This is a genomic window from Curvibacter cyanobacteriorum, assembly GCF_028649475.1.
Lineage (GTDB): Bacteria > Pseudomonadota > Gammaproteobacteria > Burkholderiales > Burkholderiaceae_C > Curvibacter > Curvibacter cyanobacteriorum.
Genome location: NZ_JAQSIP010000009.1, coordinates 1 through 25493, shown reverse-complemented (window position 1 = coordinate 25493; position 25493 = coordinate 1). Strand labels below are relative to the sequence as shown.

Genomic DNA, 25493 nt, shown 5'->3' with positions numbered 1-25493 from the left:
TGCAACCGCTAACATGCGGGCCATGAGCACCGCAACGCCTTCTCCCTCCGCCCAGCCCGGCACCCCGCTGGGCCCCCGCCCGCGTCATGTTCTGTTCCTGGTCAGTTCCAGCCGCGAACCCGGTCAGCAGGGCAACAGCGAATGGCTGGCCCGCCAGGCCGCCGCGGCCCTGCCCGCCGATGTGGGGCAAACCTGGCTGTCGCTCAACGAACTGAGCCTGCCCCCGTTTGTCGACCTGCGCCACACCGTGGGCCAGTACCCGGCGCCCGAGGGCGACCTCAAAACCCTGCTGGACGCCACCCTGGCGGCCAGCGACATCGTGTTCGTGTCGCCGGTGTACTGGTTCAGCATCCCGGCCCCGATGAAAACCTACCTCGACCATTGGAGCGGCTGGCTGCGCACGCCCGGCGTGCCGTTCAAGACCGAGATGGCGCAGAAGACCCTGCGCGTCATCAGCACCAGCGGTGACCGTGCCAAGGCCCAGCCGATGTTCGACTCCTACCGCCTGTGCGCGCAGTTCCTGGGCATGGCCTGGGGCGGCGAGCTGTGGGGCAAGGGCGGCGCCCCGGGTGCCGTGCAGGCCGACACCGAGGCGGTGGCCCAGGCCGCGCATTTCTGGCGCTGAAGCCAGCGCCCGTCGGTCGCCCAGCAGCAGCGCCCAACGCGGTGGGCGGTAGGCCGCTCAGGCCTGCACGAAACGCAGCAGCATCTCGCACGCGTTGTCGCGGCGCTTGGCCAGGTCGGGCGCCGAGCCCATCTGCGACTTGAAGATCAGGCCGAAGGTGTGGCGGTTCGCCACACTGAAGAAACACAGCGATGAGATCGCCAGGTGGATGTCCACCGGGTCGATGTGGGGGCGGAACACGCCCTCGGCCACGCCACGCTCGTAAATCTGCCGCACAGCGTCGATCACCGGCGTGTTGAGCTCCTGGATGACCCGGCTTTGGGCCAGGAACTCGCCACGCTGCATGTTCTCGTTCATCACCAGGCGGATGAACTCCTCATGCTCGTGCTGGTAGTCGAAGGTGAAGGCCACCAGCTTGCGCAGGGCCTCGGCGGGCGGCAGGTCCTCGAGTTGCAACTGCGACTCCACCACCCGGATGCGGCGGTACACGTCCTCCAGCACCGCGAGGTACAAGCCCTCCTTGTTGCCGAAGTAGTAATAAATCATGCGCTTGCTGGTGCGCGTGAGGGCGGCGATCTCGTCAATGCGCGCACCGCTCAGGCCCTTGTCGGCGAACTCCGCCGTCGCCACCCGCAGGATGTCGGCCATCGTGCGCTCGGGGTCGTTGGTGCGGCTTTGTTTTTCTGGCACCGGCGGGCTTGTCTCAATGTCTGTTCGTACAGTTTCGTCCATCGCGCCAGCGTAGCACGAGCTTGTCGGCCCGGCACCACATGGCGCGGGTTTACCCCCATGACAACAAACGTACAGGTTCGTACATTTTGTCCCACCCGGTAGATGCCGCTCAGTTCCGCCCAACGGTCAAGGTTCCGAGCGGTGTCTCTGTGCCAACAAAAGGGATTCGCTAGGCGCGCGCGCCGCTTCGGCAACGCGCACTGCGAATCCTGTTTTGTCCACCTGCCCACGCAAGCAGGTGGGAAGCCGCGCTACGCCCAGATTGACACGCACTGCCCCCAACAATCCAACAGGAGAAAACCCATGAAGATCAAAAACCTGAGCCTGGCCCTGATGGCCGTCGGCCTCGCTGGCGCCGCGCAAGCGCAATCCAGCGTCACCCTGTACGGTTCTTTCGACCAGTACTTCAACCACATGAGCAGCAGCAGCGGCACCAAGCTCAACACGCTGCAAGACGGCAAGGACCTGCGCAGCCGCATCGGCTTCCGCGGCGTCGAGGACCTGGGTGGCGGCCTGTCGGCCAAGTTCCAGATGGAAATGGGCATCAACGGCGCCTCGGGTGCCACCGCCGACTCGACCCGCGCCTTCGACCGCCAGACCTGGGTTGGCCTGGCCAGCAAGGACTGGGGTGAAGTGCGCCTGGGCCGCCAGAACACCGCGATCTTCTACCGCGGCGACTACATCGACTACTCGTCGCGCACCCTGGGCTCGATGGTCAACAACTTCGGCGTGCCCTCGCGCTTTGACAACGACCTGGCCTACATCTCGCCGCGCTTCTCCGGCCTGCAACTCGAAGCCCACTTCGCCCAGCAACAAGCCAGCGCCAGCACGGCCCAGGTCAGCACGCCCATCACCCAGTTGGCCGCCGACTACCTGAACGGCCCGTTCCGCGTCGGTTACGCCGGCCTGCAAGCCAAGGCCCCGCAAAACGCCGCGCTGAAGGCGAACGTTTTCTACCACAACCTGTACGCCAACTACGACTACGGCAAGGGCAAGGTCTACGCCGTCTACGTGCGCTCCAACAACATCGCCTCCAACGCCAACGGCAACAACGCCGGCACCGTGCTGGGCAATGTGGGTGGCGCCGTGTCCTGGACCAGCACCAGCGTGAACCGCACCTTTGACATCCTGCAAGTCTCGGCCGACTACAACGTCACCCCGGTGCTGCGCGTGGGCGCCCTGTGGGGCCGCATCAACGACAAGTCGGGTGCGGGCCAGAACGCCAGCGGCGGCTCGATCGGCGCTTACTACGCGCTGTCCAAGCGCACCACGCTGTCGGCCATGTGGGAAACCCTGCGCAACGACCAGAACGCGGGCTTCCGTCCCTCGGGCTCGGCCGGCCTGTCGCCCAACTTTGCGGGTACCGACGTGAACGGCCGCACGATCAACGGCTACCAAGTCGGCATCGTGCACAAGTTCTGAGCGTCGGCTTTGAAACGGGCCGTCCTGGCACTGTGTTCCCCGGGCCTCGGGACGGCCCCGTTTTTTAGGCCAGCAGGGCCGCCAGCCGGCCCAGCCATTCGCGCAAGGCGATCTGGCTGGTGTACAGGGCCTCGGCCGACGGCCACCAGTACCAGGCGCTCACGCGGGGCCGGGTTCTGAAGCCCGTCGGCGCCGGAAACACCGTCAAGCCCTGCAACTCGAACTGGTGCTGCGCGCGCGGCAAATGCCAGGCCTGGCTGACCAACGCCACCCGCTCCACCCCCGCCTCACGCAACAGGGCCGCCGACAGCCGCGCGTTGTCCGCCGTGTCCAGCGAAGCCGCCTCCACCCAGCGCACCGGCACCTGAAAATCGCGCTCCAGCACGGCCTGCATCAACTGCCCCTCCGGCCGCCCGCCCTCGGGTGAGCCGCCCGTCACCAACAGGGGCAAGCCGCTCTGGCGCTGCAACACCGCCGCGTAACGCAGGCGCTCCAGGGTGAAGCGCGACACGGTGTCCTCGCCGCCGTACTCCGGCGCGGCCGAGTAGCTGCCCCCGCCCAGCACCACGATGGCCTGCGACTGCTGCAACTCGACTGCGCTCAAGGGCGGGTCCTGCTCCAGGCTTTGCTGCAAGGCGTCGGCCACGGGCTGCCAGCTCAGCACCAACAGGGACAACCAGGCCAGCGCCAGCAGGCCGCGCGCCAGGCGCGGTGCCCGCCGCCACAGCCCCCAGCCCAACAGCGACAACAGCAACAGGCTCAAGGGCGGCATGAACACCGCCGTGATCCCCTTCTTGATGACCAACCAGAACATGACACCCCTTCCGTGCACAAAATAAGCCTGCCTGCGACCGCGGGGTCGCCCAGGCGGTATTGTTCCGGCTTTTGCGACCGCGCCAGCCGACGGACTTCACCGGCCGGCCCCGCCCCGCTCGCGCGGCGCACCCGGCGCCCCTCCTTGGCCTTGTTTGAACCTGCCCATGTCTGTTGCATCCCCCTCCCCCGCCGTGCTGGACACGGCTTCGATCCCCGCTGACCCCCTGGTGGCCAGCGCCCAGTGGCTGGCCCAGCACGCGGTGGCGGCCTGGGCCCTGGCCTGCCTGCTGGGCTGGCTGGGCCTGGCCGCTTGGCGCGCCTGGTCGAAGCGCCAGCCCCCCGCGCCCCGCCCGAAGCAGCTCGCGGCACAGGCCTGGCGCCGCTTGCGCTGGGCCCTGCCCGCGCTGGCGGGTTTTGCCGGCCTGGCCAGCCAGATCCATCCCGGCCAAGCCTTGCAGCGCTTTGATGCCGCCCTGGCCCAGGCGCTGGCCGACACCGTCAGCCGGACCACGCTGCAGGCCTTCGGGGCGCTAAGCTGGCTGGGCAACCCGGCGCCCGTCAGCGTGTTGACGGTGGTGGTGACGCTGGCCCTGCTGTGGCGCGGCCAGCGCTGGTGGGCCGCGGGCTGGTTGCTGGGCGTGCTGGGCAACACCCTGCTGAACTGGTCCGTGAAACAGGTCTTTGCGCGCCCGCGCCCGCCCCATGGGCATGGCGTGGTGCTCGAGACCGGCTACAGCTTCCCCAGTGGCCACGCCTCAGGCATGTGGGTGACTTACGGCCTGCTGGCCTGGCTGCTGTGCCAGGTCTGCCCGCCGCGCTGGCACGCGTTGATTCTGGGCGGCGCAGCCACCCTGGTGCTCAGCGGCCCGGTCAGCCGCGTGATGCTGCAGGTGCATTACGCCAGCGACGTGCTGGCCGGGCTGTGCAGCGGCACGGTGTGGCTGCTGGTGTGCCTGCTGTGGATGGACGCCCGCCCCGGCGCCGCGGGGACACCCGCCGCGGCCACGCCCGGGCCGCGCTGAGCCGCCTCAGGCCCGGGGCGCGGCCAGCACCCCAAGCGCGGACCGCATGCGCCGTTCAGTGGTGGCCACTGGCGCGGGGGATGCCGGCGTCGGCTTGGCCCGCCGCGTCGGACTTGTCGTTCTTGGCCAGCAGGCGGTCGTTCATCCAGCGGTGCAGGTCCAGCCACATCTGACGGGTTTCGGCCGGCAAGGGCGTGCGTTGGGCATGGGGCAACTCGATGGTGACCACCGGCACGCCCTTGTGCACGCCGCCATAAAAGCCCAGCGAGCCCGGGAACACGCCCACCGGGTCCAGCACCAGGCGGCCCAGCCGGCGCGGCGCCTCGACCGGGCCGTCAAAGTCCAGCACGCCGTAGGGGGCGTGGATGCTGACGATCAGGGTCGGGGCAAAGGCGCTCAACTGGTCGTGCACAAAGCGGCTTTCGGGCTCCGACAGCGCCTTGGGGCCAGGCCAGCGGCGGGGGTCCTTGCGGGTGCGCTGCGACCAGTAACGCGGGGCGTCACGCTCCCAGTTCGGGGTCGGGAAGTTGCGGTTCAGGTCCACGCCATGCGCGTTGACCCGGCGCGCCGGCTGGGACAACAGGCCGTCCGGGTTGAGCACCGGGATGAAACGCCACAAAGCGTTGTTGGGCGAGTCTTGCGCCAGGCCCATCCAGTGCAAGGCCACGGTGCTGGAGGACAGCTCATCGCCATGGATGGCGCCGATCACCAGCACCTTCACGGGCGACTTGGACGGCCCCACATCGCCCATCCACAGCTCGCGCCCCTGCACCGAACGGGCGCCCGAGCGCTGCAGCTTGACGGCATCGCACTGGGCCGCCGACAAGCCCGGCAGGCGCGGCGTCCATTGCTTGCAAGGGCTCTTGAGGGCCGCCTCGGCGTTGGCGGGCGGGGGGCTTTTGGCCGCCGGTGGGCCGGCCCAGGCCAGCGCAGTGGCCCCCAAGGCGCAGGAAACCAGGCCGGCGCGGCGCGCCAGGCCCTTCGACAACGGGAAAAACATCAGTGCAAGGTGTGCGGAATGGCCAGGAAGTTGAGCACCGCGCTGTCAAAGTCATCGGGGGCTTCGAGTTGCGGCAGGTGGCCCACCCCCCGCAACACGGCCAGCGTGCTGCTGGGGCCGATGCGGTCCACCATGCGCTTCATCAGCTCGGGGGGCGCGGCGCGGTCAAACTCACCAGCCACCAGCAAGGTGGGCACATGGATGCGCGTCAGCGCGTCCTCGCGGTTGAAAAAAGACGCCTCCGCCACGGCACGGCGGTAGGCGGACGGGTTGACCTGGCCCATCGCGTGGTGGGCCAGCATCACGCCCTCGGGCAGCGCGCCAGGCCCCACCAGGCGGGGCAGGTAGATCTCGGCCAGCTGGCTCAGGGTCTGGCCTTCGGCCAGCTCGGCGGCGGGCTCGCCCTCGGTGCCGCCCGAGGCCTCGAAGCCACGCGCCAGCGTGGCGCACAGCACGAGGCGGCGCACCAGATCAGGCCGGCGTGCCACCACCTCTTGCGCCACCATGCCGCCCATGCCATGGCCGATCAGCACCAGGGGCCCGCTGCGCAGGCCCTCGATCAGGGCGATGCAGCTGTTGGCCAGGTTCTTGAAGTTGTAGGGGTCCAGCGGGGCGCTGCGCCCGTAGCCCGGCATGTCCCAGGCCATGGCCCGGTAGCCGGCGCCCGCAAAGCTCTCGACCTGCGGGGCAAAGGTCAGGTGGCCGCCCAGCGAGTCGTGCAGCATCAAAAGGGTCGGGCCGGCGCCCAGCGTGGTGAAAGCGGGGAGGGCGTTCATGGGACTTGAAGAAAAGGCGGGACCAGGGACGGCGACACAGGAAAGGGCCCGGTGACTGGCACGCAGGCCAGCGTGAGGACACACGCGGCCCCGACGCGAAGCCCTGGGGACAGTGCGATTATGAGGCGCGGCCCATAATAGCCGATTCAAATTTCCGCCATCACCCGTGTCTGCCCCTGCCCAAGCCCCCCTCCAAGCCCGCCAAGCGGCGTTTTCATCGCGCGAGTTTCGGACCTCCCTGGGCATGTTCGCCACTGGTGTGACCATCATCACGGCCCGCGCGGCCAACGGCCAGTTGGTGGGGCTGACGGCCAGTTCGTTCAATTCGGTGTCGCTGGAGCCACCGCTGGTGTTGTGGAGCCTGGCGCGCGCGGCCGCGTCGATGGCGGTGCTGGCCACCGGTTCGCACTACGCGATCAATGTGCTGGCGGCCGACCAGAAGGCCTTGGCCGAGCGCTTCGCGTCCAAGGACGTGGACCGCTGGGCCGGCGTGGCCTACACCGAAGGCATCAGCGGCGCGCCGCTGCTGGCCGGTGCGGCCGCCACGTTCGAGTGCTTCAACCGCAGCCGCTACGAAGAAGGCGACCACGTGATTTTTGTCGGGCAGGTCGAGCAGTGCGGGCACCGCGAAGGCGCCTCGCCCCTGCTCTACCACGGGGGCCGGTTCTACACCGAACACCCGCTCTGAGGCGCCTCAGGCGCCGGGGGCGGTGCCGCCTCCGGTGCGCTCAGCGGGCGGCTTCGGGCAGCTCGATCTTCACCTCGAGCACCTCGAGGTTGTCCTGGCGCTCCAGGTGCACCTTGATGTCGTCGGCGTTGATCGACACGTACTTGGAGATCACCGCCACCAGTTCACGCTGCAGGTCGGGCAGGTAGTCAGGGCTGGCCGCGCTGCGACCGCTGCGCTCGTGGGCCAGGATGATCTGCAGACGCTCCTTGGCGACGCTCGCCGTCTTCTTTTTTTCGCCGAGCAGGAAAGACAGGAATGACATGGCTCAACGCCCTCCGAAGATGCGCTTGAAGAAGCCAGGCTTGACCGCTTCGGTGAAGCGCAGGGGCTTGTCTTCGCCCAGGAAGCGGGCCACCACGTCTTTGTAGGCCTCGGACACATCGCTGCCCTCGGAATGGATGGCCGGCGTGCCCTGGTTGGACGCTTGCAGCACCGCTTCGGACTCGGGAATCACCCCGATCAGCTGGATGCGCAGGATGTCCTGGATGTCCTCGATGGACAGCATCTGGCCGTCCTCGACCCGGTTCGGGTTGTAGCGGGTGATCAGCAGGTGCTCCTTGATGGGCTCCTTGCCTTCGATGGCGCGCTTGGTCTTGGAACCCAGCATGCCCAGGATGCGGTCGGAGTCGCGCACCGACGACACTTCGGGGTTGGTCACCAGCAGCGCTTCGTCGGCGAAGTGCATGGCCATCAGGGCACCGGTTTCGATGCCGGCCGGCGAGTCGCAGACGATGTACTCGAAGCCCATCTCGATCAGCTCCTTGAGCACGCGCTCGACGCCGTCCTGGGTCAGGGCGTCCTTGTCGCGGGTCTGCGAGGCGGCCAGCACGAACAGGTTGTCGCACTGCTTGTCCTTGATCAGGGCCTGGGTGAGCTTGGCCTCGTTGTGGATCACGTTGATCAGGTCGTACACCACGCGGCGCTCGCAACCCATGATCAGGTCGAGGTTGCGCAGGCCGACGTCAAAGTCGATCACGGCGGTCTTGTGCCCGCGCAGGGCCAGACCGGAAGCAAAGCTGGCGCTGGTGGTGGTCTTGCCCACGCCACCCTTGCCGGAAGTCACGACGACGATCTTGGCCATGTGTTGCAAATCCTTCAGTCTTGTATTGAGTTTGTTGTTCAGAGCGGGTCCATCACCAGCTTCTCACCGACCAGCCGGATCTGGGCCGCCTTGCCGGCGACTTCGGGTGGCAGGGCCACCTCGGTGGTGCGGTAGATGCCCGCGATGGAGATGAGTTCGGCTTCCAGGCAGGTGCTGAAGATGCGGGCCTCGGTGTTGCCGCGCGCGCCGGCCACGGCCTTGCCGCGCAGCGGCGCATAGACGTGCACATTGCCGTCGGCAATCACTTCGGCGCCGTTGCTGACCAGGGCCAGCACCACGATGTCGCCACCGCGCGCATAGACCTGCTGGCCCGAGCGCAAAGGCTTGTCGATGACCACCGTGTTGGGCGCGGCCACCGGCACCTGCACCGGCACCTCGACCTCGCGGATCACCTCGCGCACTTCGACCTGCGGGGCCTCGCTGCGCTGCGGGATGACCAGGTCTGGCACTTCGATCAGGCCCGCGGCCACGGCCGCCGCCATCTGGGCGGGCTGGCCGCCGCGCACCGCGATCGGCAGCACCCGGTAGCGGCGCAGCAGCGCGATCAAGGCGGCAAAGTCAGGCACCCCCTCGCTGTCGCGCACCGCGCTGAGGTCGATCACCAGGGGGTCGTTGGAAAAGAAGTCTGGCGACTCGGCCATGCGCCGCGCCAGGTCGGCTTCCAGCGTGACCTGGTCTGTGGTCTTGAGCAACAAGGCCACCAAAGGCAGGGTGGCACTTTTGAAGTCAAAGGGGGCACGGGCTGGGCCCGAGGTCACACCGGTCATGGGATGCTTGCTGGTCGCGAAATGACGGAAGTTTACAGTGCTGGCCGCACCTTCCCGCGGGCAAACGATCCCCGGCGCGGTGGGGCGGGTGCAGCGGGCACGGCCCCGCCCACGCCGGACACCGGGGCGACGGCGGCCGCAGGCGGGGGCCCCTATGATCCAGCGATGACTGTTGTGCGCAAAAACCACCTCGATGGACTGGCCGTGGGCCTGCTCCTGGTCTGCTGTTTGTTCTGGGGCTTCCAGCAGGTGCTGGTCAAGGCGACGGTGGCCGAGGTGCCCCCGGTGTACCAGGCCTGGCTGCGTTTCACGCTCGCGGCGGGGCTGATCTGGGGCTGGTGCCGCTGGCGTGGCGTGCCACTGTTCCAGCGCGACGGCTCGCTGCGCTACGGGCTGCTGGCCGGTCTGCTGTTCGCGGGCGAGTTTGCCTGCATCTACCAGGGCCTGCAGTTCACCACGGCCTCGCGCCTGACGGTGTTCATCTACACCTCGCCGTTCTGGGTCGCGCTGGTGCTGCCGCGCTTCCTGCCCTCGGAGCGCCTGCAACGCGGTCAGTGGGTTGGCCTGGTGCTGGCCTTTGTGGGCGTGCTGGCCGCCCTGGCCGAAGGCCTGGGCCACGCCGACGCCCTGCCCCGCCAGTGGCTGGGGGACCTGATGGGCCTCGGCGGGGGCCTGATGTGGGGCCTGACCACGGTGGTGCTGCGCAGCACCCCGCTGGGCCGGGTGGCGCCCGAAAAGCAGTTGTTCTACCAGGTGGGGGTGTCGGTGCTGGCGCTGCCCCTGCTGTCGCTGGCGCTGGGCGAGGTCTGGCGCCTGGCGCTGAGCCCCTTCGCGCTGGGCTCGCTGGCCGTGCAGGCGGGCATCGGCGCCTTTGCCAGCTACCTGTGCTGGATGTGGCTGCTGGGCCATTACCCCGCCACCCGCATGTCGGCCTTTGTGTTCTTGACGCCGGTGTTCGCGTTGCTGATCGGCGCGGCCTGGTTGCACGAGCCCCTGACGCCCGGCCTGCTGGGCGCCCTGGCCCTGGTGGGCGGCGGCATCGTGCTGGTCAACCGACGGCACTGACAACGCCCCGCCAACCCCCAGGCCCACCAAGCCACAGCCCACCGGCGCCCACACGCCTGGCGCCGCCTCAGGCCGCCTGCGCCAGGCGCTGGGCCGCCAGGGCCACGTACCAGTCCAGGCAGGCCGGGTTGGCCATGGCGTCCTTGTTGACCACCTTCTCGATCGGCTGGCCCAGCATCAGCTTTTTGATCGGCAGCTCCTGCTTCTTGCCGGTCAAGGTGCGCGGGATCTCGGCCACCTGGAAGATCTCGTCGGGCACAAAGCGCGGCGACAGGGCCACCTTGACCGCCTCGTTGAGGCGTTGGCGCATGGCGTCGTCCAGCGTGTGGCCCTCGCGCAGCACCACGAACAGCGGCATGTAGCTGTCGCGGCCCAGGTACTCGAGGTCGACCACCATCGAATCGAGCACCTCGGGCAGGGCCTCGACGGCGCTGTAGAGTTCGCTGGTGCCCATGCGCAGGCCATGGCGGTTGATGGTGGCGTCCGAGCGCCCGTAGATCACGCAACCGCCATCGGCGCCGATGCGCAGCCAGTCGCCGTGACGCCACACGCCGCCGGCCTCGGGCCCGGCGTCACCGCCGCCGGGGCGGCGCCCGTGGCCGGCCGGGTACATGTCGAAATAGCTCGACAGGTAGCGCCGCCCACCCTCGTCGCCCCAGAAGAACAGCGGCATCGACGGGATCGGCTGGCTGCACACCAGCTCGCCCACCTCGCCCAGCACCGGCTGACCCTGCTCGTTCCAGGCCTCGACCGCGCTGCCCAGCATGCGGCACTGCATCTGGCCCGGCACCTGGGGCAGCTCGCGGTTGCCGCCGATGAAGGCGCCTGCGAAGTCCGTCCCGCCGGAGATATTGCACCACCAGATGTCGGCCCCCACGCTCGCCACTGCGTGTGTTTCGCTGCCCCCCACGGGGGCCGCGGCTGCGCTCAGGCCGTGGATGGCACGGAACTGCGCCGTGCCCCAGCGCTGCACGTCCTCGGACAGCGGCGAGCCGGTGGTGCCCAGGGCGCGCACGGCGCGCAGGTCACCGACCGAGGGCAGGTCGATGCCGGCCTTCATGCAGTTGGCAAAAAAGGCCGCACCGGCACCAAAGAAGGTGACGCCGGTGTCGGCCGCAAAACGCCACAGGGTGCTCCAGTCGGGCTTGTCGCGGCTGCCGCCGGGGTTGCCGTCGTAGGTGACGCAGGTGGTGCCGCTGAGCAGGCCGCTGACCTGGGCGTTCCACATCACCCAGCCGGTGGAGCTGTACCAGTGGTAGCGCTCGCCCCAGGAGTTGGGCTCGTAGCTGCAGCCGATGTCGTTGTGCAGGGTCTTGAGCGCCAGCGCCACCACCACAGTGCCGCCGTGGCCGTGCACGATGGGTTTGGGCAGGCCGGTGGTGCCGCTGGAGTAGACGATCCACAGCGGGTGGTCGAAGGGCAGCCACTCGGGTTCGAAGGCGGCGGTGGCGGCATCGTCGCGGGCCAGCGCGGCGCTCAGGGGGGTGGCGTCGGGCAGGGTCGCGGCCGGGTCCAGGTTGCCATGCAACACCAGGTGCTGCACGGTGGGCAGCGCGGCGCGCAACTCGGCCACCACGCCCAGGCGGTCGTGGTCGCGCCCGCCGTAGCTGACGCCGTCGCAGGCGATCAGCACCTTGGGCTCGATCTGCTTGAAGCGGTCGAGCACCGCGTGCGTGCCCATGTCGGGCGCGCACAGGCTCCACACCGCGCCCAGGCTGGCGCAGGCCAGGAAGGCGATGGTGGCCTCGGGGATGTTGGGCAGGTAGGCGGCCACGCGGTCGCCGCGCTGCACGCCCTGGGCGCGCAGGTGCAGGGCCAGGGCGGCCACCTGGCGGCGCAGCTCGGGCCAGCTGAGTTCGCGTTGCTGGCCTTTTTCATTGCGGCTGATCCAGGCCGCGAACCCCGCGGCGTGGGCCGGCTGCACATGGCGGAACACCTGCTGCACGTAGTTGACCTGGGCCCCCGGAAACCACACCGCGCCCGGCATCGCGTTGCGCGCCAGCACCGCGGTGTGCGGGGTGGGCGACTGCAGCTCGAAGTAGTCCCAGATGCTTTGCCAGAAGGCGTCGAGGTCGGTGACGGACCAGCGCCACAGCGCGTCGTAGGACGCAAAGCTCAGGCCGCGCTCACGCTGCAGCCATTCGCGGTAAAGGGTCATCTGGGGCCGGAACGGGGCCCGTGTGGCGGTACTCATGGACTGAAAGCCTCCTTGCGGGCAAGGCTAGCAGTCCAGGCGAGATTGCACAGCGGGGATGTCCCGCAGTGGGTGGCTCAGGCTGTCACGGGTTGGACAGCCCCGCGCGGCCCGAGGCTCACAGGTGCACGGCCTCGAAAGCCGGGTGCAGCTCGTCGATCCAGTGGTTGAGCTCGTCCTCGCTGACGTGCAGGTGCTCCAGGCAGGCCTGGCCGTGCTTGAGCCATTCACGCGAGGGCTGCAGCAACTCGTGGTGGCCCACCAGGTACTCGGCCAACAGGCCCATGGCCACCAGGTGGCGCACCGTGTCGTCAAAGCGCTCGTCGCCGAGGCAGGCAAAGTCGTGGTGCAGCCAGATGGCCTGGGCCACCTCGGGCGGCAGGTGCCAGGTGCGCGCCACGATGGCGCCGACCACCGCGTGGTCGGTGCGGTGGTTGGCGTTTTCGGTCTGCGTGAAGGTGCGGTCGCGGCGGGCCAGCGCCTCGGTCATGGTGCCCGCGTAGCCGCGCACCGCCTTCATCATGATCGGCAGGCCCACGTGGCAAAACAGGCCAAAGCTGTAGCCCAGGCCGGGGTCCAGGCTGTAGAGCTGGCGACCGATGTGCTCGCAGGCGATGGCGCGGCGCTGCGAGCTTTCCCAGAAATGGTCCAGCAGGGCCGAGCGGGCCGGCAGGGCGTTGGCGACCAGAAAACCCGTCAACAGCTCAACCGCCGGGCGCACCCCCAACACCGTCAACGCCAGGCCCACGGTGCGCACCGGCTGCGCCAGACCATGCAGGGGGCTGTTGGCCGCGCGCATCACGGCCGCGGCCATGGCCACGTCGGCGGAGGCGATCTGCTCCAGGGCGCCCACATCGGGCTCGGGCTGGGCCACCGCGGCCTGCAGGCGCACCAGCAGTTCGGGGCAAGGCGGGATGAGGATGTCGCGCACGGCCGGCTGACGGCGGGCCGTGTCAATGTCTTGGTCGATCGTGGAAGAGGTCACAGGCGTCTGGGTCACGGCGGATAAAGCGCCGCAAGAGGCCCCCATTGTCGTTGCAAATGCTTACGTTTAACCCGGCGCCCCTGACGGCGGCCCCACTTCCGCGCCGCTTTCACGCCCGGGCGCCTGCGGCAAAACCCCGGTCCGCGGCGCCTGGGGCCCTGCTAGCATCGCCGCATTTCTAACCAGACAGACAGGATTTCACCATGGGACTTTTCGATTGGCGGCTGCGCGGCACCGAGGTGCTGGCACAAGGCGGGGTGATTGGCCCGGACGAGCGCCTGCCCTGGGGCCAGACCGCACTGATGGGCGTGCAGCACGTGATCGCCATGTTTGGCGCCACCGTGCTGGCCCCGATCTTGATGGGCTTTGACCCCAATGTGGCCATCCTCATGAGCGGCGTCGGCACGCTGATCTTCTTCCTGATCACCGGCGGCAAGGTGCCCAGCTACCTGGGCTCGAGCTTTGCCTTCATTGGCGTGGTGATCGCGGCCTCGGGTTACGCGGGCAAGGGCCCGAACGCCAACATGGCCGTGGCGCTGGGCGGCATCATCGCCTGCGGTGCCATCTACACCTTGATCGGTGTGCTGGTGCAGGCCGTGGGCACGCGCTGGATCGAGCGCTTCATGCCCCCGGTCGTGACCGGCGCGGTGGTCGCGGTGATCGGCCTGAACCTGGCCAGCATCCCGGTCAAGAACATGGCGGCCAGCAACTTCGACAGCTGGATGCAGGCCTTGACCTTCGTCTGCGTCGGCTTGGTGGCGGTGTTGACGCGCGGCATGCTGCAGCGCCTGCTGATCCTGGTTGGCCTGGTGGTGGCCACGCTGGCCTACGCGGTGCTGACCAATGGCCTGGGCCTGGGCAAACCGGTGGACCTGTCGGGCGTGATCAACGCCGCCTGGTTCGGCTTGCCCAGCCTGCAAAGCCCGGTCTTCGATGGCCCCGCCATGCTGCTGATCGCCCCGGTGGCGATCATCCTGGTGGCCGAGAACCTGGGCCACATCAAGGCCGTGACGGCCATGACCGGCAAGAACCTGGACGCCTACATGGGCCGTGCCTTCATTGGCGACGGCGTGGCGACCATGGTGTCGGGCGCGGCGGGGGGCACCGGCGTGACCACCTACGCCGAGAACATCGGTGTGATGGCCGCAACCAAGATCTACTCCACCGCCGTGTTCGCCTGCGCTGCGCTGCTGGCCGTGGTGCTGGGCTTCAGCCCGAAGTTCGGCGCCATCATCCAGGCCATCCCGCTGCCCGTGATGGGCGGGGTGTCGATCGTGGTGTTCGGTCTGATCGCCGTCGCCGGTGCCAAGATCTGGGTCGACAACCAAGTGAACTTTGCCGACAACAAGAACCTCATCGTGGCCGCCGTGACGCTGATCCTGGGCACCGGTGACTTCACGCTGAAGTTCGGCAGCTTCGGCCTCGGCGGCATCGGTACCGCCACCTTCGGCGCCATCTTGCTGCACGCCCTGCTGGCGCGCCGCGCCGACTGAGCCTGCGCGCTCACCGGGCCCCACCGCAGTGGGGCCCGGATCTCCGCCTGGGGCAGGCCAGCTTCCGCGGGTCCAGGGCTTGCGCTACGCTTCACGCCACACCCAACACCCAACACCCTCAGGAGGAATTCCCATGTCGACATTGACTTTCCCCGGCGCGCGCCCGCTGCTGCTCGGCGCCTGCGCCCTGTGGCTGGCCGGTTTGAGCGCCTGCGCCACCGGCCCCAGCGGCCCCTCGGCCGTGGCCAACCTGCGCCCCACCCAGGGCAACCAGGTCAGCGGCGAGTTGCGGTTCGTGCAGGTGGGCTCGCAGGTCAAGGTCAGCGGCGAAGTGCGCGGCCTCAAGCCCAACGCCGAGCACGGCTTCCACATCCATGAAAAAGGCGACTGCAGCAGCGGCGACGGCATGAGCACCGGCGGCCACTTCAACCCCACCGGCGCGGCCCACGGTCAACACGGGGCCGGCGCCCACCACAGCGGCGACCTGCCGGCCCTGGTGGCCAACGCACAAGGCGTTGCGCGGGTGGACTTTGACAGCCGCAGCCTGACCCTGCAAGACGGGCCGGCCAGCATCGTGGGCAAGGGCCTGATCGTGCACCGCGACCCCGATGACTACCGCACCCAGCCGACCGGCAACTCGGGCCCGCGCGTGGCCTGCGCCGTGATCCAGAAGGTCTGATTCAAGGCCCCGCCCGGCCCTGGCGGCGGGCGCGCGCGCCGGTCACGCTCCCGGCCCCGCCGGGCCCCGCACACCTGGGGCGCGCGTCCCGTCACCCGCCCGGTGGGTGGCGACCGACGGCCCCCCACCGGCGTCCCCACCCGGCCCCCTGCCGGGCCCAGGCCCACGGCCCTCAGCCGACGAAGCGGCCGTTCGAGCCCAGGATGCCCAGCTCGACAAAGTGCGACCCCACATACGGCGGGCTGCTGCCGTAGTCGACCACAAAGCCCCCCAGGTCCAGGCCCCGCAGGGTGGCCAGCGCGCTGCGCAAGCGGGCGCGGCTCGGGTCTTTGCCACTGCGCTCCAGGCCTTCGGCCAGCACCCGGGTGTTGATGTAGCCCTCAAGGCTGCCCTGTGAAAACTCGCTTTGCCCCAGCGCGCGCATGGCTGACTGGTACTCGCGCACCACCGGGGTCTTGGCACGGTTCGGGTCCGGGAACACCATGGTCAGCGCCACACCGCTGCCCAGCGGCCCGAGGGCCTTCACGCTGTCCTGGCTCAAGGCCACGCTGAGGCCCGCCAGCGGCAGCGACGGCGACTGCTTGCGCAAGCCCGTCACCAGGGACTGGGACACCACCCCGGCGGTGGCCATGAAGACGGCGCCAGGCCGGGCTGCGAGCACCTGGTTGACCACCTCGGGCAGGTTCTTGCCCCCGGTGTCCAGCGGCACCTGGGCCAGGGCCTCCAGGCCTTGCGCGGCCATGAACTTCAGCGCGTCGGCCAGCACCTCGCGGCCAAAGCCGTTGTCCAGGTAGACGATGGCGAGCTGCTTCATGCCCATGCTAGCCAGGCGCTGGATCAGGCGCTGGGTTTCATCGGTGTAGCTGGCACGCACATGAAAAATGGGGCGGTTGCCCGGCCGGCGCAAGGACGACGCGCCGGTCAGCGGCGCCACATAGGGCAAGTTGTGTTCCTCCAGCAGGGGCAGCAGCGCCGTGTTGTTGGGCGTGCCCATGCACGACAACAGGGCCAGCACCGAGCCATCTCCGACCATCTTGCGCACGTTCTCCACCGAGCGCGCCGGCACATAGGCATCGTCCTGCATCTGCAGCTGCAGGCTGCGCCCCCCCACCCCGCCGCGGGCATTGATCTGGGCCATCGCCGCGTCGATGCCAAGCTTCAGGTCCTGGCCCAGCGCCCCCAGGGGGCCGCTGAGGGCCGCCGTCGAACCGATGGTGATTGCCTTGTTGGACACCCCTTCTTGCGCTTGCGCCGAACCGATCCAGGCCGGCACAGCGGCCCAGGCAGCCAGGCGCGGCGCCTGACGGAGGAAGTGACGACGACCAAGCATGGGCAGAACCTTTTCAACAAAGCGGAAAGGGCCAGTCTGCCGTTCATCGCGCCTGCGCACCATTGGGGATGGCCCGGGCGCCCGCTTACGCCAACTTCGTCATATGCATTCCACTTTTCAGGCTTTGCGAGAAATAAAGAAACAACGAATAATTACTTTTACTCATTAAGACAGCCGAGGACCCCGCAAAAAATGAACTTCCAGCAACTTCGATCGGTGCGCGAAACCGTGCGCTGCGGCTTCAATCTGACCGAAGTCGCGCACTCGCTGCACACCTCCCAACCCGGCGTGAGCCGACAGATCCGCGAGCTCGAGGAAGAGCTGGGGATCGAACTGTTCGTGCGGGCCGGCAAGCGCCTGACTGGCCTGACCGATCCCGGCCAGCATGTGCTGCCCATCATCGAGCGCATGCTGCTGGACAGCGCCAACCTGCGCAAGGCGGGCCAGGAGTTTGTGGCGCAGCAAAACGGCCTGTTGTCGATCGCGGCCACCCACTCGCAGGCCCGCTACGCGCTGCCCGCCGCGGTGCAGGAATTCCGCGCCCAGTTCCCCAACGTCAAGCTCAACCTGCACCAGGGCTCGCCACGGCAGGTGGCCGAAATGCTGCTGTCGGGTGAAGCCGATGTGGGCATTGCCACCGAGGCGCTGGCGCAGTACGACGCGCTGCTCGCCCTGCCCTGCTACCGCTGGACCCACTCGGTCATCGTGCAGCCTGGTCACCCCTTGCTGGACGCGCCCCTGACGCTGGAGCGCCTGGCGCAGTGGCCACTGATCACCTACGACAACGGCTTCACCGGCCGCAGCCACATCGATGAAGCGTTTGGCCAGCGCCAGCAGGCAGCCAACATCGTGCTGACCGCGATGGACGCCGACGTCATCAAGACCTATGTCGAGCTGGGGATGGGCGTGGGCATCGTGGCCTCGATCGCTTACGAAGCCGAACGCGACACGGGTCTGCGCGCCATCGACGCAGGCCACCTGTTCGGCATCAACCTGACCCGCCTCGCGGTGCGCCGCGGCAGCTATCTGCGCGGCTATGTGTATGCCTTCATCGAGTCCTTTGCGCCGACCCTGAACCGCGCGATCGTCGAGAAGGCCCTGGCCGACGATGGCCAGGCCTCGGACTACGACATCTGAGCCGCGGGCCGCCCGCCATAGGCCCGCAGCGCCAGCGCCTGGGCCAGGTACTGGGCCGGGTCCAGCAGGCGCTGCCCGACCAAGCCCGGGGCCCCGGGCAAGGCCAGCGGGATCTCGGTGCAGCCCATGATCAGGGGCTGGGGGCCGTGGCGGTCCAGCAGGTCCTGCGCCACCTCGGCAAAACAGCGCTGGGCCAGCGCCAGATCGCCACGCTTCACCCCCTCGTAAATGCCGTGCATGAGGCGCTCGCGCCCCGCCGCGTCCGGTGTGATCAAGCCCATGCCGACGCGCGCGAGCGCTTCGTCATACAGCCGGGTCTGGTAGGTGCCCGTGGTGGCCAGCAAGATGGCCTGGGGCACACCCTCGGCGCGCAGCGCCCGTGCCACCTCGTCGGCCACATGCAGCAAGTCGATTTGCGGAAAGCGCGCCTGCAAGCGGCCATGCCAGGCGTGCGCCGTGTTGCAAGCCATGGCCACACTCTGCACCCCCAGCGCAGCCAAGCGGCCCAGCGCCTGCAACATCGGCTCCAGCGGCTGGTGCGCGCCGGCCTCGGTGGACAGCAAGGCACCGCTGCGGTCCGGCACCGGCACCTGGGCCAGCCAATGCTCCGGAAACGCCTGATCGCGCACCCGGTCGCCACGGGCCTGCAGCAAACGCGCACAAGCGTCCACGAAAAGGCGCACAAAGTCCGCCCCCGCAGCCGGCCCCATGCCGCCCAGAATGCCCACCACCTGCGTTGCCATCACCACCGCTTTCTCTTCTCAATCCACCGATTTGTTGAATGACCACCCCGTCCCCGGGCCCCCTCAAGGGACAGGGGACGACACCCCGTGCGCGACCGTGGAGACCTCACCACCGGCCACCTTCGGACCGCGCCCAAGGCGACCGCCCCCCTCTGAGGGCAGCGACCCACACGACGTGGGGGAGCGTAGGAGCCTCACCTCCGGACGCCGCCAGGCCGCCCCCAAGGCGACCGGCCCCCCTCGGGGGCAGGGAGCGACACGCCGTGCGCGACCGTGGGAGCCTCACCTCCGGCCGCCGCCAGGCCGCTCCCAAGGCGGCCGGGGCCCCTTCGGGGGGCAGCGACCCACACGAAGTGGGGGAGCGTGGGGGCCTCACCTCCGGCCGCCGCCGGGCCGCCCCCAAGGCGGCCGGGGCCCCCTCGGGGGGCAGCGACCCACACGAAGTGGGGGAGCGTGGGGGCCTCATGTCGCGGGCTTATCGCTCAAGGCTTTCAAGTTGTCCTTGAGTTGCGGGCTCATGGGCAGGCCCAGGGGCTGGTTCTTGGGCGGGATGGGTTGCAGGAACCACTTGGTGTAGAGCTTCTCGAAGTCGCCACTCTTCATCAGGCCGCCGATGACGCCATCCACCAGTTGCTTGAAGGCCGGGTCGTCCTTGCGCAGCATGCAGGCATAGGGCTCGACCTGCAGCGACTCGCCCACCACCTCGTAATCGGCGGGGTTCTTGGCGTTGGCCTTGAGGCCGTACAGCAGGATGTCGTCCATGCCGAAGGCCAGCGCGCGGTCGGTCTCGACCAGCAGGAAAGAGTCCGCGTGGTCCTTGCCAAACTGCAGGTTGAAGTTCAGGTTCTTGTCGGCGCTGTACTTGCGCAGTACCTGCAGGTTGGTGGTGCCGGTGGTGATGGCGACGTTCTTGCCCGCGAGGTCAGCGTAGTCCTTGATGCCCGAGCTCTTCTTCACCAGCAGGCGCGTGCCGGTGTAGAAATGGTTGATGGCAAAGGCCACGTCCTTGCCGCGCGCGGTGTTGTTGGTGGTCGAGCCGCACTCGAGGTCGATGGTGCCGTTCATGAGCAGCGGGATGCGGTTCTGCGAGGTCACGGCCTGCCACTCGACCTGAAGGTCGGGCTTCTTGAGTTGTTTGCGCACCGCGTCGGCCACAGCATTGGCCACGTCCACCGAAAAGCCAATGGGCTTGGCCGGGCCGTCGAGGTAGCTGAAGGGCACCGACGACTCGCGGTAGGCCAGCGTGATCTTGCCCGAAGCGGCCACCTTCTCCAGGGTGTTGGCCAGAACACCGGCACTGCCGGTGGCGGTGACGGCAGCGCAAAGCAGCAGGGGGAGCAGTTTCATCTTCATGGAACAAGGCCTCTCAGTGGCTAGTAGGGGTGGGTGAATCACAAACAAGGTCAAACCGCCGTCCCACAACGCGGGGCCGGCAGGGCCGGGGGTGACCGCGGGACCGCAGGTTCAACACACCGCCCGATTCAGTGTAGGGAGGGCGACGCGGCGCGCGGTAATTCCTTTTCACGGCAACCTCATTACAAAAGGTTATGGTCTGAGCCGCCCATGCGGGACAACCCGCCCCCCGAGGGCAGCGCGCGCCCCCAGGCAGCGGGCTGGGGCCCGCGCACCCCATAACCCAGCGTCATGGCCCTGGGGCCGATTGGCATGAGCGCGGACCTGGCGGTCGCCCTACAGTCGGGCTTTTCGGAAGGGCTCTGCACATGCACATCTGCGTCCTGGGCGCCGGCATCACCGGCCTGGCGGCCGCGTATTCCTTGCAACAAGACGGCCACCAGGTGACGGTGGTGGACCAGGCCAGCGCGCCCGGCCAAGGCGCCAGCGGCGGCAACGGAGCCCAGCTGAGCTACGCCTACGTGCAGCCGCTGGCCGACCCGGCGATCTGGGGCCAATTGCCCAAGCTGCTGCTGGCCGCTGACTCACCGCTGCAGTTTCGACTGCAGGCCGACCCGCACCAGTGGCGCTGGGGCCTGCAGTTCCTGGCCGCCTGCCGGCGTGCGCGCTCCGAGCGCAGCACGGCCTGGCTGCTGGACCTGGCCGCGCGCAGCCGCCAGGGCTTCGAGCAGATGCTGGCCGACCTGCGCCCCGACGTGGACCACCACAGCCCTGGCAAGCTGGTGCTGCTGCCCAGCGCCGCGGGCCTGGACGTGGCCCAGGCCCAGATCGACCTGCAAGCCCGCCTCGGTGGGCCGGCACAGCGCCTGGTGAGCGCGGCCGAGAGCGTGGCCATCGAGCCCGCCTTGGCGGCTTACCAGTCGCAGTACGCGGGGGCGGTCTACACCCCCAGCGAGAGCGCGGCCGACTGCCTCAAGGTGTGCCAGGCGCTGGCCCAGGCCCTGACCCAGCGCGGCGCCGAGCTGCGCTATGACACCCCCATCGAGCGGCTGGAACTGGTTGGCGGCCAGGTGGTGGCCGCGCACAGCGCCCACGGCCCGCTGCGCGCCGATCATTTTGTGGTGGCGCTGGGCAGCGACACCTTGCGCCTGTGCCAGCCGCTGGGCCTGCGCCCGCCGGTCTACCCTTTGAAGGGCTACAGCCTGACATTGGACGTGGGCGCGGCACCCGACCGGGCGCCCCAGGTCAGCGTCACCGACAGTGCCCGCAAAGTGGTGTTCGCCCGCATCGGCCAGCGCCTGCGCGTGGCCGGCATGGTGGAGCTGACCGGCTATGGCCGCGACATCCCGCCCAGCCGCGTGGACACGCTGCGCCGCGCCACGGCCGAGGTGTTTCCAGGCTGCCCCACCGAGGGCGAAGTGCGCCCCTGGAGCGGCCTGCGCCCGGCCACCCCCAGCGGCTTGCCGATCACCGGGCGGGTGCGCGGCGGCCCCGGCAACCTGTGGCTCAACACCGGTCACGGGGCACTGGGTTTCACGCTGGCGTTTGGCACCGCGGCGGCCCTGGTCCAGGCGCTGCGCACTTGAGGCGGGGCCAGCCGACACCGACTCCAACACCGACGCAGCCAAGCGGCCATCACCGGCCATGCCACCGCCCACGGCGCGGCCCGTGCAGGCCCGTGCAGGCCACGGGCCCACCGACACGCGCGGGTTTCAACGGCGCACGGGCGCCCCGCTCAAACCGGCACGCCAGCCACCACCTGCTGGATCTCGCGCTGGATGGCCTGCGTGATGGCGCGCACCAGCACCGAGCCCGGTTTGTCGGCCAGGCGCAGCGCCTGCACCGGCACCGCGATGCGCGGCGCCAGCGCCAGCACGTCGACCTTGCTGCGGTCCGCCGACACGGCGGTGCAACCGTCCACCAGGGCCACGCCCAGCCCGTGGTGGGCCATGGCCAGCGCGGCGTGGTAGGTCTGCACGGTGACGTAGGAGTTGAAGCCCACGCCGGTCTCGCGGCAGGCCTGGCTGAGGCGGGTGCCGATGGGGTCGCGCGCGTCGAGGTTGATCACCGGCACCTGGGCCAGGTCGGCCAGGCTCAGGCTGCCAGACTTGATCTGGCGCGCGGGCAGCAGGCCCTTGGGCACCACGCAGACCATGGCACTGTCGGCCAGGTGCTCCTGGGTCAGCGAGGGGTGGGCCAGCGCACTGAAGACAAAGCCCACATCGGCCTCTTGCAGCATCAGCGAGGAGACGATCTGCGGCGAGTGCAGCGCCTCGACACTGACCACGATGTCGGGGTGCTTCTTCTTGAAGCGCGCCAGGGCCCGCGGCAGCACCTCGTAGCTCAGCGCCAACACGGTGACGATGCGCAGTTCGCCCGCCACATGGCCGCCCCGCAGGCTGGTGGCCAGGCGCTGCACCTCGTCAAGCTGGGCGAACAGGCGCTCGATGTGGGGGAACAGCGTCAGCGCCTCGGTGGTCGGCGTGAGCCGGCCCTTGGCCCGCTGGAACAGCGCAAACCCGAGCTGGATCTCGGCGTGCTGCAAGGTGCGGCTGACCGCGGGCTGGGTGATGTTGATGAGGCGGGCCGCCGCGCTCACGCTGCCGGTGAGCATGATGGCGTTGAAGACCTCGATGTGGCGCAGTCGCATCATGGTGGTGGGGCAGGCTCGTCAGGACAAACAGGGGGCCAGGGCCAGCGCGCTCAGTCGGCGGCCTGCTGGCGCGCCAGGCGCTCGCTTTTCCAGTAAACATCATCGCCGCCATCGAGCCGGTTGAGCACGCGGGCCAGCACAAACATCAGGTCAGACAGGCGGTTCAGGTACTGACGCGGTGCCTCGTTGAGGGCCTCCTCGTTGCCCAGCGCCACCACCGCGCGCTCGGCGCGGCGCGCCACGGTGCGGCACACATGGGCCTGGGCCGCGCTGCGGCGCCCGGCCGGCAGGATGAACTCGGCCAGGCGCGGCAGGCTGGCGTTGTGGTGCGCCAGCGCCTCGTCCAGCTGCAACACGGCCTCGGCCTTGAGCAACTCAAACCCCGGGATGGACAGCTCGCCCCCCAGGTTGAACAGCTGGTGCTGGATGTCGGTCAACAGTTCGCGCACGTCCTCGGGCAGCGGCTCGCAAAGCAGCAGGCCAATGTGCGAGTTGAGTTCATCGACATCGCCCATGGCGTGCACGCGCAGGCTGTTCTTGGACACCCGGCGGTTGTCGCCCAGGCCGGTGCTGCCGTTGTCGCCGGTGCGGGTGGCAATCTGGGTGAGGCGCTTGGCCATTCGAGGCTCCTTCGGTGAGAGAAACAGGGGATCGGTGGATCGGAAATCAAGGGCCGGGCGGCGCCCGCTCGGCAGGCCCGCATTGTGCGCGAGCGGGCCACGGTGGGCCCGCACCGTAATACCCACAGTGCAAGGGGTCGGGGTGACTCCTAAAATGCTATTTTCAGGCCCCACGAGCGCACCTGCGAGTGCCCCGCCACACCCAACGCCGAACTGGAGACACCATGAACGCCCCGACCGCCACCCTGCACCTGCTGCCCGAAGTCAACCAACGCGAGGTGCCGGCCGCCCTGATCGAGGCCCTGAAGGCCCGCTTTGGCGACCAGTGCAGCACGGCCCAGGCGGTGCGCGAGCAGCACGGGCGCGATGAGTCGTCGTTTGAAGTGCCGCCGCCGGCCGCCGTGGTGTTTGCCGAAAGCACGACCGACGTCGCCGACGCGGTGCGCCTGGCCAGCCAGTACGACACGCCGGTGATCCCGTTCGGCGCCGGCTCCTCGCTCGAGGGCCACCTGCTGGCCGTGCAGGGCGGCATCAGCCTGGACGTCAGCCGCATGAACCAGGTGTTGAGCATCAACGCCGACGACCTGACCGTCACCGTGCAACCGGGCATCACCCGCAAGCAGCTCAATGAAGAGATCAAGGCCACCGGCCTGTTCTTCCCGATCGACCCGGGCGCCGACGCCTCGATTGGCGGCATGACCGCCACCCGCGCCAGCGGCACCAACGCCGTGCGCTACGGCACCATGCGCGAAAACGTGCTGGCGCTCGAAGTGGTGACCGCCAGCGGTGACGTCATCCGCACCGGCACCCGCGCCAAAAAGAGCAGCGCCGGCTACGACCTGACCCGCCTGATGGTGGGCAGCGAAGGCACGCTGGGCGTGATCACCGAAATCACCGTGCGCCTGTACCCGCTGCCCGAGGCGGTGTCGGCGGCGATCTGCTCCTTCCCCAGCATCGAAGCGGCGGTGCGCACCACCATCCAGACCATCCAGCTGGGCGTGCCGATCGCGCGCGTCGAACTGATCGACCACAACACGGTGCGCATGGTCAACGCCTACGCCAAGCTGGGCCTGCGCGAAGAACCGCTGCTGCTGATGGAATTCCACGGCTCGCCGACCAGCGTCAAGGAACAGGCCGAGACCGTGCAAGAAATCGCCAGCGAATTCGGCGGCAATGCCTTTGAATGGGCCAGCACGCCTGAGGAGCGCACCCGCCTGTGGACGGCGCGGCACAACGCCTACTTCGCCGCCGTGCAGTCGCGCCCGGGCTGCAAGGCCATCTCCACCGACACCTGCGTGCCCATCAGCCGCCTGGCCGACTGCCTGCTCGACTCGGTGGCCGAGACCGACGCCAGCGGCATCCCGTACTTCCTGGTGGGCCACGTCGGCGACGGCAACTTCCACTTCGGCTACCTGATCAACCCCGAAGACCCGAAAGAACGCGAAACCGCCGAAGCCCTGAACCAAAAGCTGGTCATGCGGGCCCTGAAGCTCGAAGGCACTTGCACCGGCGAGCACGGCGTGGGCCTGCACAAGATGGGCTTCCTGGTCGATGAGACCGGCGCCGGCGCGGTGGACATGATGCGCACCATCAAGCGCGCGCTCGACCCCAAGAACATCCTGAACCCGGGCAAGATCTTCGCGCTGTGAGCGCGGCAGCGCGCTGACCGCTGCGCCCTGAAACCCAAAAACCCCGCACCGGCCTGAGGCTGGTGCGGGGTTTTGTTTGGGGGACCGTCACAAGAGGACCGGCCTCTTGTGTTCACGCCCTCACTGAGCGCGGCTGGCCTTGGCAGCGGCTTGACGCACTTCGTCGCGGGTCAGCGTGGACTTGACTTCAGGCTGAACGCGGGACTTGGAGTCCACGGCCACGGCCGAATCACGGGCCGCCTTGCTGGCTTCGGCGATCACTTCAGCGCGGGTGCGTTGCGAGACGGCCGCGGGGAATTGGTCGTTGTAGTCGGCTTCGCCAGCGGCAAAGCTGGGGGCAGCGGCGAAGGCGGCGGTGGCGATCAGGGCGGCGGTGATGAAGTTGCGGTTCATGGGGGTCTCTCTTTCGTGTTCAGCAGGGTCTTGTTCGGGGGTCTGGCTCAGCCGGGACGGGGCTCAGAAGCTCAGTTCGCCGTAGTGCAGTTGGCCAGCGCGGTTGGCGGTGGCGGCGGCCTGGCGCACTTCAGCGCGGGTCAGGGCCGACTTGACTTCGGGCAGCACGCGGGACTTGGCGTCCACCGACACGGCGGCGTCACGGGC

25 protein-coding genes are annotated in these 25493 nt (G+C 68.9%); 10 read left to right on the top strand and 15 right to left on the bottom strand.

The genetic code is table 11. The features are described from left to right. Positions 1 to 22: 22 nt before the first annotated feature. Positions 23 to 625, top strand: coding sequence for a flavodoxin family protein (locus PSQ40_RS17045; RefSeq protein WP_273953091.1), 603 nt, complete (start codon positions 23 to 25; stop codon positions 623 to 625). 57 nt (positions 626 to 682) lie between these two features. Here the strand turns inward: PSQ40_RS17045 and PSQ40_RS17040 are convergent, their stop codons facing one another. Further along, a complete protein-coding gene (locus PSQ40_RS17040; protein ID WP_409338611.1) occupies positions 683 to 1315 on the bottom strand; it encodes a TetR/AcrR family transcriptional regulator in 633 nt (210 codons plus the stop codon). A gap of 345 nt (positions 1316 to 1660) precedes the next feature. Here PSQ40_RS17040 and PSQ40_RS17035 point away from each other — a divergent pair, with 345 nt between their 5' ends. Next, entirely contained in the window at positions 1661 to 2779 is a 1119-nt protein-coding gene (locus tag PSQ40_RS17035; protein WP_273953090.1) for a porin, read from the top strand. Between the two features lie 64 nt (positions 2780 to 2843). Here PSQ40_RS17035 and PSQ40_RS17030 read toward each other — a convergent pair whose 3' ends face one another. Then, a complete protein-coding gene (locus PSQ40_RS17030) occupies positions 2844 to 3593 on the bottom strand; it encodes a YdcF family protein (RefSeq protein ID WP_273953089.1) in 750 nt (249 codons plus the stop codon). A 166-nt stretch (positions 3594 to 3759) separates the two neighbouring features. Between PSQ40_RS17030 and PSQ40_RS17025 the strand changes: the two genes are divergently transcribed. After that, positions 3760 to 4617 carry a phosphatase PAP2 family protein gene (locus PSQ40_RS17025; protein ID WP_273953088.1) on the top strand — a complete coding sequence of 286 codons (858 nt, stop codon included), beginning with the start codon at positions 3760 to 3762 and terminating at the stop codon, positions 4615 to 4617. A 55-nt stretch (positions 4618 to 4672) separates the two neighbouring features. Here PSQ40_RS17025 and PSQ40_RS17020 read toward each other — a convergent pair whose 3' ends face one another. Further along, entirely contained in the window at positions 4673 to 5617 is a 945-nt protein-coding gene (locus tag PSQ40_RS17020; protein ID WP_273953087.1) for a M14 family zinc carboxypeptidase, read from the bottom strand. Continuing rightward, positions 5617 to 6393 (bottom strand): alpha/beta fold hydrolase, encoded by a 777-nt coding sequence (locus PSQ40_RS17015; RefSeq protein ID WP_273953086.1) that lies wholly within the window; start codon positions 6391 to 6393, stop codon positions 5617 to 5619. Before PSQ40_RS17015 ends, PSQ40_RS17020 begins: the two co-directional genes overlap by 1 nt. Before the next feature lie 166 nt (positions 6394 to 6559). Here PSQ40_RS17015 and PSQ40_RS17010 point away from each other — a divergent pair, with 166 nt between their 5' ends. Further along, positions 6560 to 7081 (top strand): flavin reductase family protein, encoded by a 522-nt coding sequence (locus PSQ40_RS17010; RefSeq protein ID WP_273953085.1) that lies wholly within the window; start codon positions 6560 to 6562, stop codon positions 7079 to 7081. Positions 7082 to 7121: 40 nt separating this feature from the next. Here PSQ40_RS17010 and minE read toward each other — a convergent pair whose 3' ends face one another. Genes minE through minC form a run of 3 tightly spaced genes read right to left on the bottom strand, consistent with a single transcriptional unit; the run spans position 7122 to position 8992 of the window. Beyond that, positions 7122 to 7385: a cell division topological specificity factor MinE gene (gene minE, locus PSQ40_RS17005; RefSeq protein ID WP_273953084.1), complete on the bottom strand. Its 264-nt coding sequence runs from the start codon at positions 7383 to 7385 to the stop codon at positions 7122 to 7124. A gap of 3 nt (positions 7386 to 7388) precedes the next feature. Further along, positions 7389 to 8204 (bottom strand): septum site-determining protein MinD, encoded by an 816-nt coding sequence (minD, locus tag PSQ40_RS17000; RefSeq protein WP_273953083.1) that lies wholly within the window; start codon positions 8202 to 8204, stop codon positions 7389 to 7391. Between the two features lie 38 nt (positions 8205 to 8242). Next, complete coding sequence (gene minC / locus PSQ40_RS16995; RefSeq protein WP_273953082.1) at positions 8243 to 8992, bottom strand: septum site-determining protein MinC; 750 nt, start codon at positions 8990 to 8992, stop codon at positions 8243 to 8245. A gap of 165 nt (positions 8993 to 9157) precedes the next feature. Between minC and PSQ40_RS16990 the strand changes: the two genes are divergently transcribed. Further along, complete coding sequence (locus PSQ40_RS16990; protein ID WP_273953081.1) at positions 9158 to 10057, top strand: DMT family transporter; 900 nt, start codon at positions 9158 to 9160, stop codon at positions 10055 to 10057. Between the two features lie 67 nt (positions 10058 to 10124). Here the strand turns inward: PSQ40_RS16990 and PSQ40_RS16985 are convergent, their stop codons facing one another. Together PSQ40_RS16985 and PSQ40_RS16980 are read right to left on the bottom strand one after the other, a co-directional pair. Beyond that, positions 10125 to 12251 (bottom strand): acetoacetate--CoA ligase, encoded by a 2127-nt coding sequence (locus PSQ40_RS16985; protein WP_273953080.1) that lies wholly within the window; start codon positions 12249 to 12251, stop codon positions 10125 to 10127. A 118-nt stretch (positions 12252 to 12369) separates the two neighbouring features. After that, the gene (locus tag PSQ40_RS16980; RefSeq protein ID WP_273953079.1) at positions 12370 to 13236 is read right to left on the bottom strand and encodes an HDOD domain-containing protein; all 867 of its coding nucleotides are present in this window, start codon (positions 13234 to 13236) and stop codon (positions 12370 to 12372) included. A gap of 203 nt (positions 13237 to 13439) precedes the next feature. Here PSQ40_RS16980 and PSQ40_RS16975 point away from each other — a divergent pair, with 203 nt between their 5' ends. Then, entirely contained in the window at positions 13440 to 14729 is a 1290-nt protein-coding gene (locus PSQ40_RS16975) for a solute carrier family 23 protein (RefSeq protein ID WP_273953078.1), read from the top strand. A 133-nt stretch (positions 14730 to 14862) separates the two neighbouring features. Further along, the gene (locus tag PSQ40_RS16970; protein WP_273953077.1) at positions 14863 to 15408 is read left to right on the top strand and encodes a superoxide dismutase family protein; all 546 of its coding nucleotides are present in this window, start codon (positions 14863 to 14865) and stop codon (positions 15406 to 15408) included. Between the two features lie 172 nt (positions 15409 to 15580). Here the strand turns inward: PSQ40_RS16970 and PSQ40_RS16965 are convergent, their stop codons facing one another. After that, on the bottom strand, positions 15581 to 16738 hold the full coding sequence (locus PSQ40_RS16965; RefSeq protein WP_273953076.1) for an ABC transporter substrate-binding protein: 1158 nt from the start codon (positions 16736 to 16738) through the stop codon (positions 15581 to 15583). A gap of 192 nt (positions 16739 to 16930) precedes the next feature. Here PSQ40_RS16965 and PSQ40_RS16960 point away from each other — a divergent pair, with 192 nt between their 5' ends. Beyond that, positions 16931 to 17875 carry a CysB family HTH-type transcriptional regulator gene (locus PSQ40_RS16960; protein WP_273953075.1) on the top strand — a complete coding sequence of 315 codons (945 nt, stop codon included), beginning with the start codon at positions 16931 to 16933 and terminating at the stop codon, positions 17873 to 17875. Here the strand turns inward: PSQ40_RS16960 and PSQ40_RS16955 are convergent. Together PSQ40_RS16955 and PSQ40_RS16950 are read right to left on the bottom strand one after the other, a co-directional pair. Further along, positions 17863 to 18618 (bottom strand): aspartate/glutamate racemase family protein, encoded by a 756-nt coding sequence (locus PSQ40_RS16955; protein ID WP_273953074.1) that lies wholly within the window; start codon positions 18616 to 18618, stop codon positions 17863 to 17865. The genes PSQ40_RS16960 and PSQ40_RS16955 overlap by 13 nt on opposite strands. Before the next feature lie 462 nt (positions 18619 to 19080). Beyond that, positions 19081 to 19965, bottom strand: a complete 885-nt coding sequence (locus PSQ40_RS16950; protein ID WP_273953222.1) for an amino acid ABC transporter substrate-binding protein — start codon at positions 19963 to 19965, stop codon at positions 19081 to 19083. Positions 19966 to 20339: 374 nt separating this feature from the next. Between PSQ40_RS16950 and PSQ40_RS16945 the strand changes: the two genes are divergently transcribed. Beyond that, positions 20340 to 21557 (top strand): D-amino acid dehydrogenase, encoded by a 1218-nt coding sequence (locus PSQ40_RS16945; RefSeq protein ID WP_273953073.1) that lies wholly within the window; start codon positions 20340 to 20342, stop codon positions 21555 to 21557. 149 nt (positions 21558 to 21706) lie between these two features. On the opposite strand, the gene PSQ40_RS16940 is transcribed toward PSQ40_RS16945, so the two are convergent. Beyond that, entirely contained in the window at positions 21707 to 22621 is a 915-nt protein-coding gene (locus PSQ40_RS16940; protein ID WP_273953221.1) for a LysR family transcriptional regulator, read from the bottom strand. Between the two features lie 53 nt (positions 22622 to 22674). Continuing rightward, complete coding sequence (locus tag PSQ40_RS16935) at positions 22675 to 23244, bottom strand: cob(I)yrinic acid a,c-diamide adenosyltransferase (RefSeq protein ID WP_273953072.1); 570 nt, start codon at positions 23242 to 23244, stop codon at positions 22675 to 22677. Positions 23245 to 23468: 224 nt separating this feature from the next. Between PSQ40_RS16935 and PSQ40_RS16930 the strand changes: the two genes are divergently transcribed. After that, positions 23469 to 24893 (top strand): FAD-binding oxidoreductase, encoded by a 1425-nt coding sequence (locus PSQ40_RS16930; RefSeq protein ID WP_273953071.1) that lies wholly within the window; start codon positions 23469 to 23471, stop codon positions 24891 to 24893. Between the two features lie 120 nt (positions 24894 to 25013). On the opposite strand, the gene PSQ40_RS16925 is transcribed toward PSQ40_RS16930, so the two are convergent. Next, entirely contained in the window at positions 25014 to 25286 is a 273-nt protein-coding gene (locus tag PSQ40_RS16925) for a hypothetical protein (protein WP_273953070.1), read from the bottom strand. Positions 25287 to 25493 lie beyond the last annotated feature (207 nt).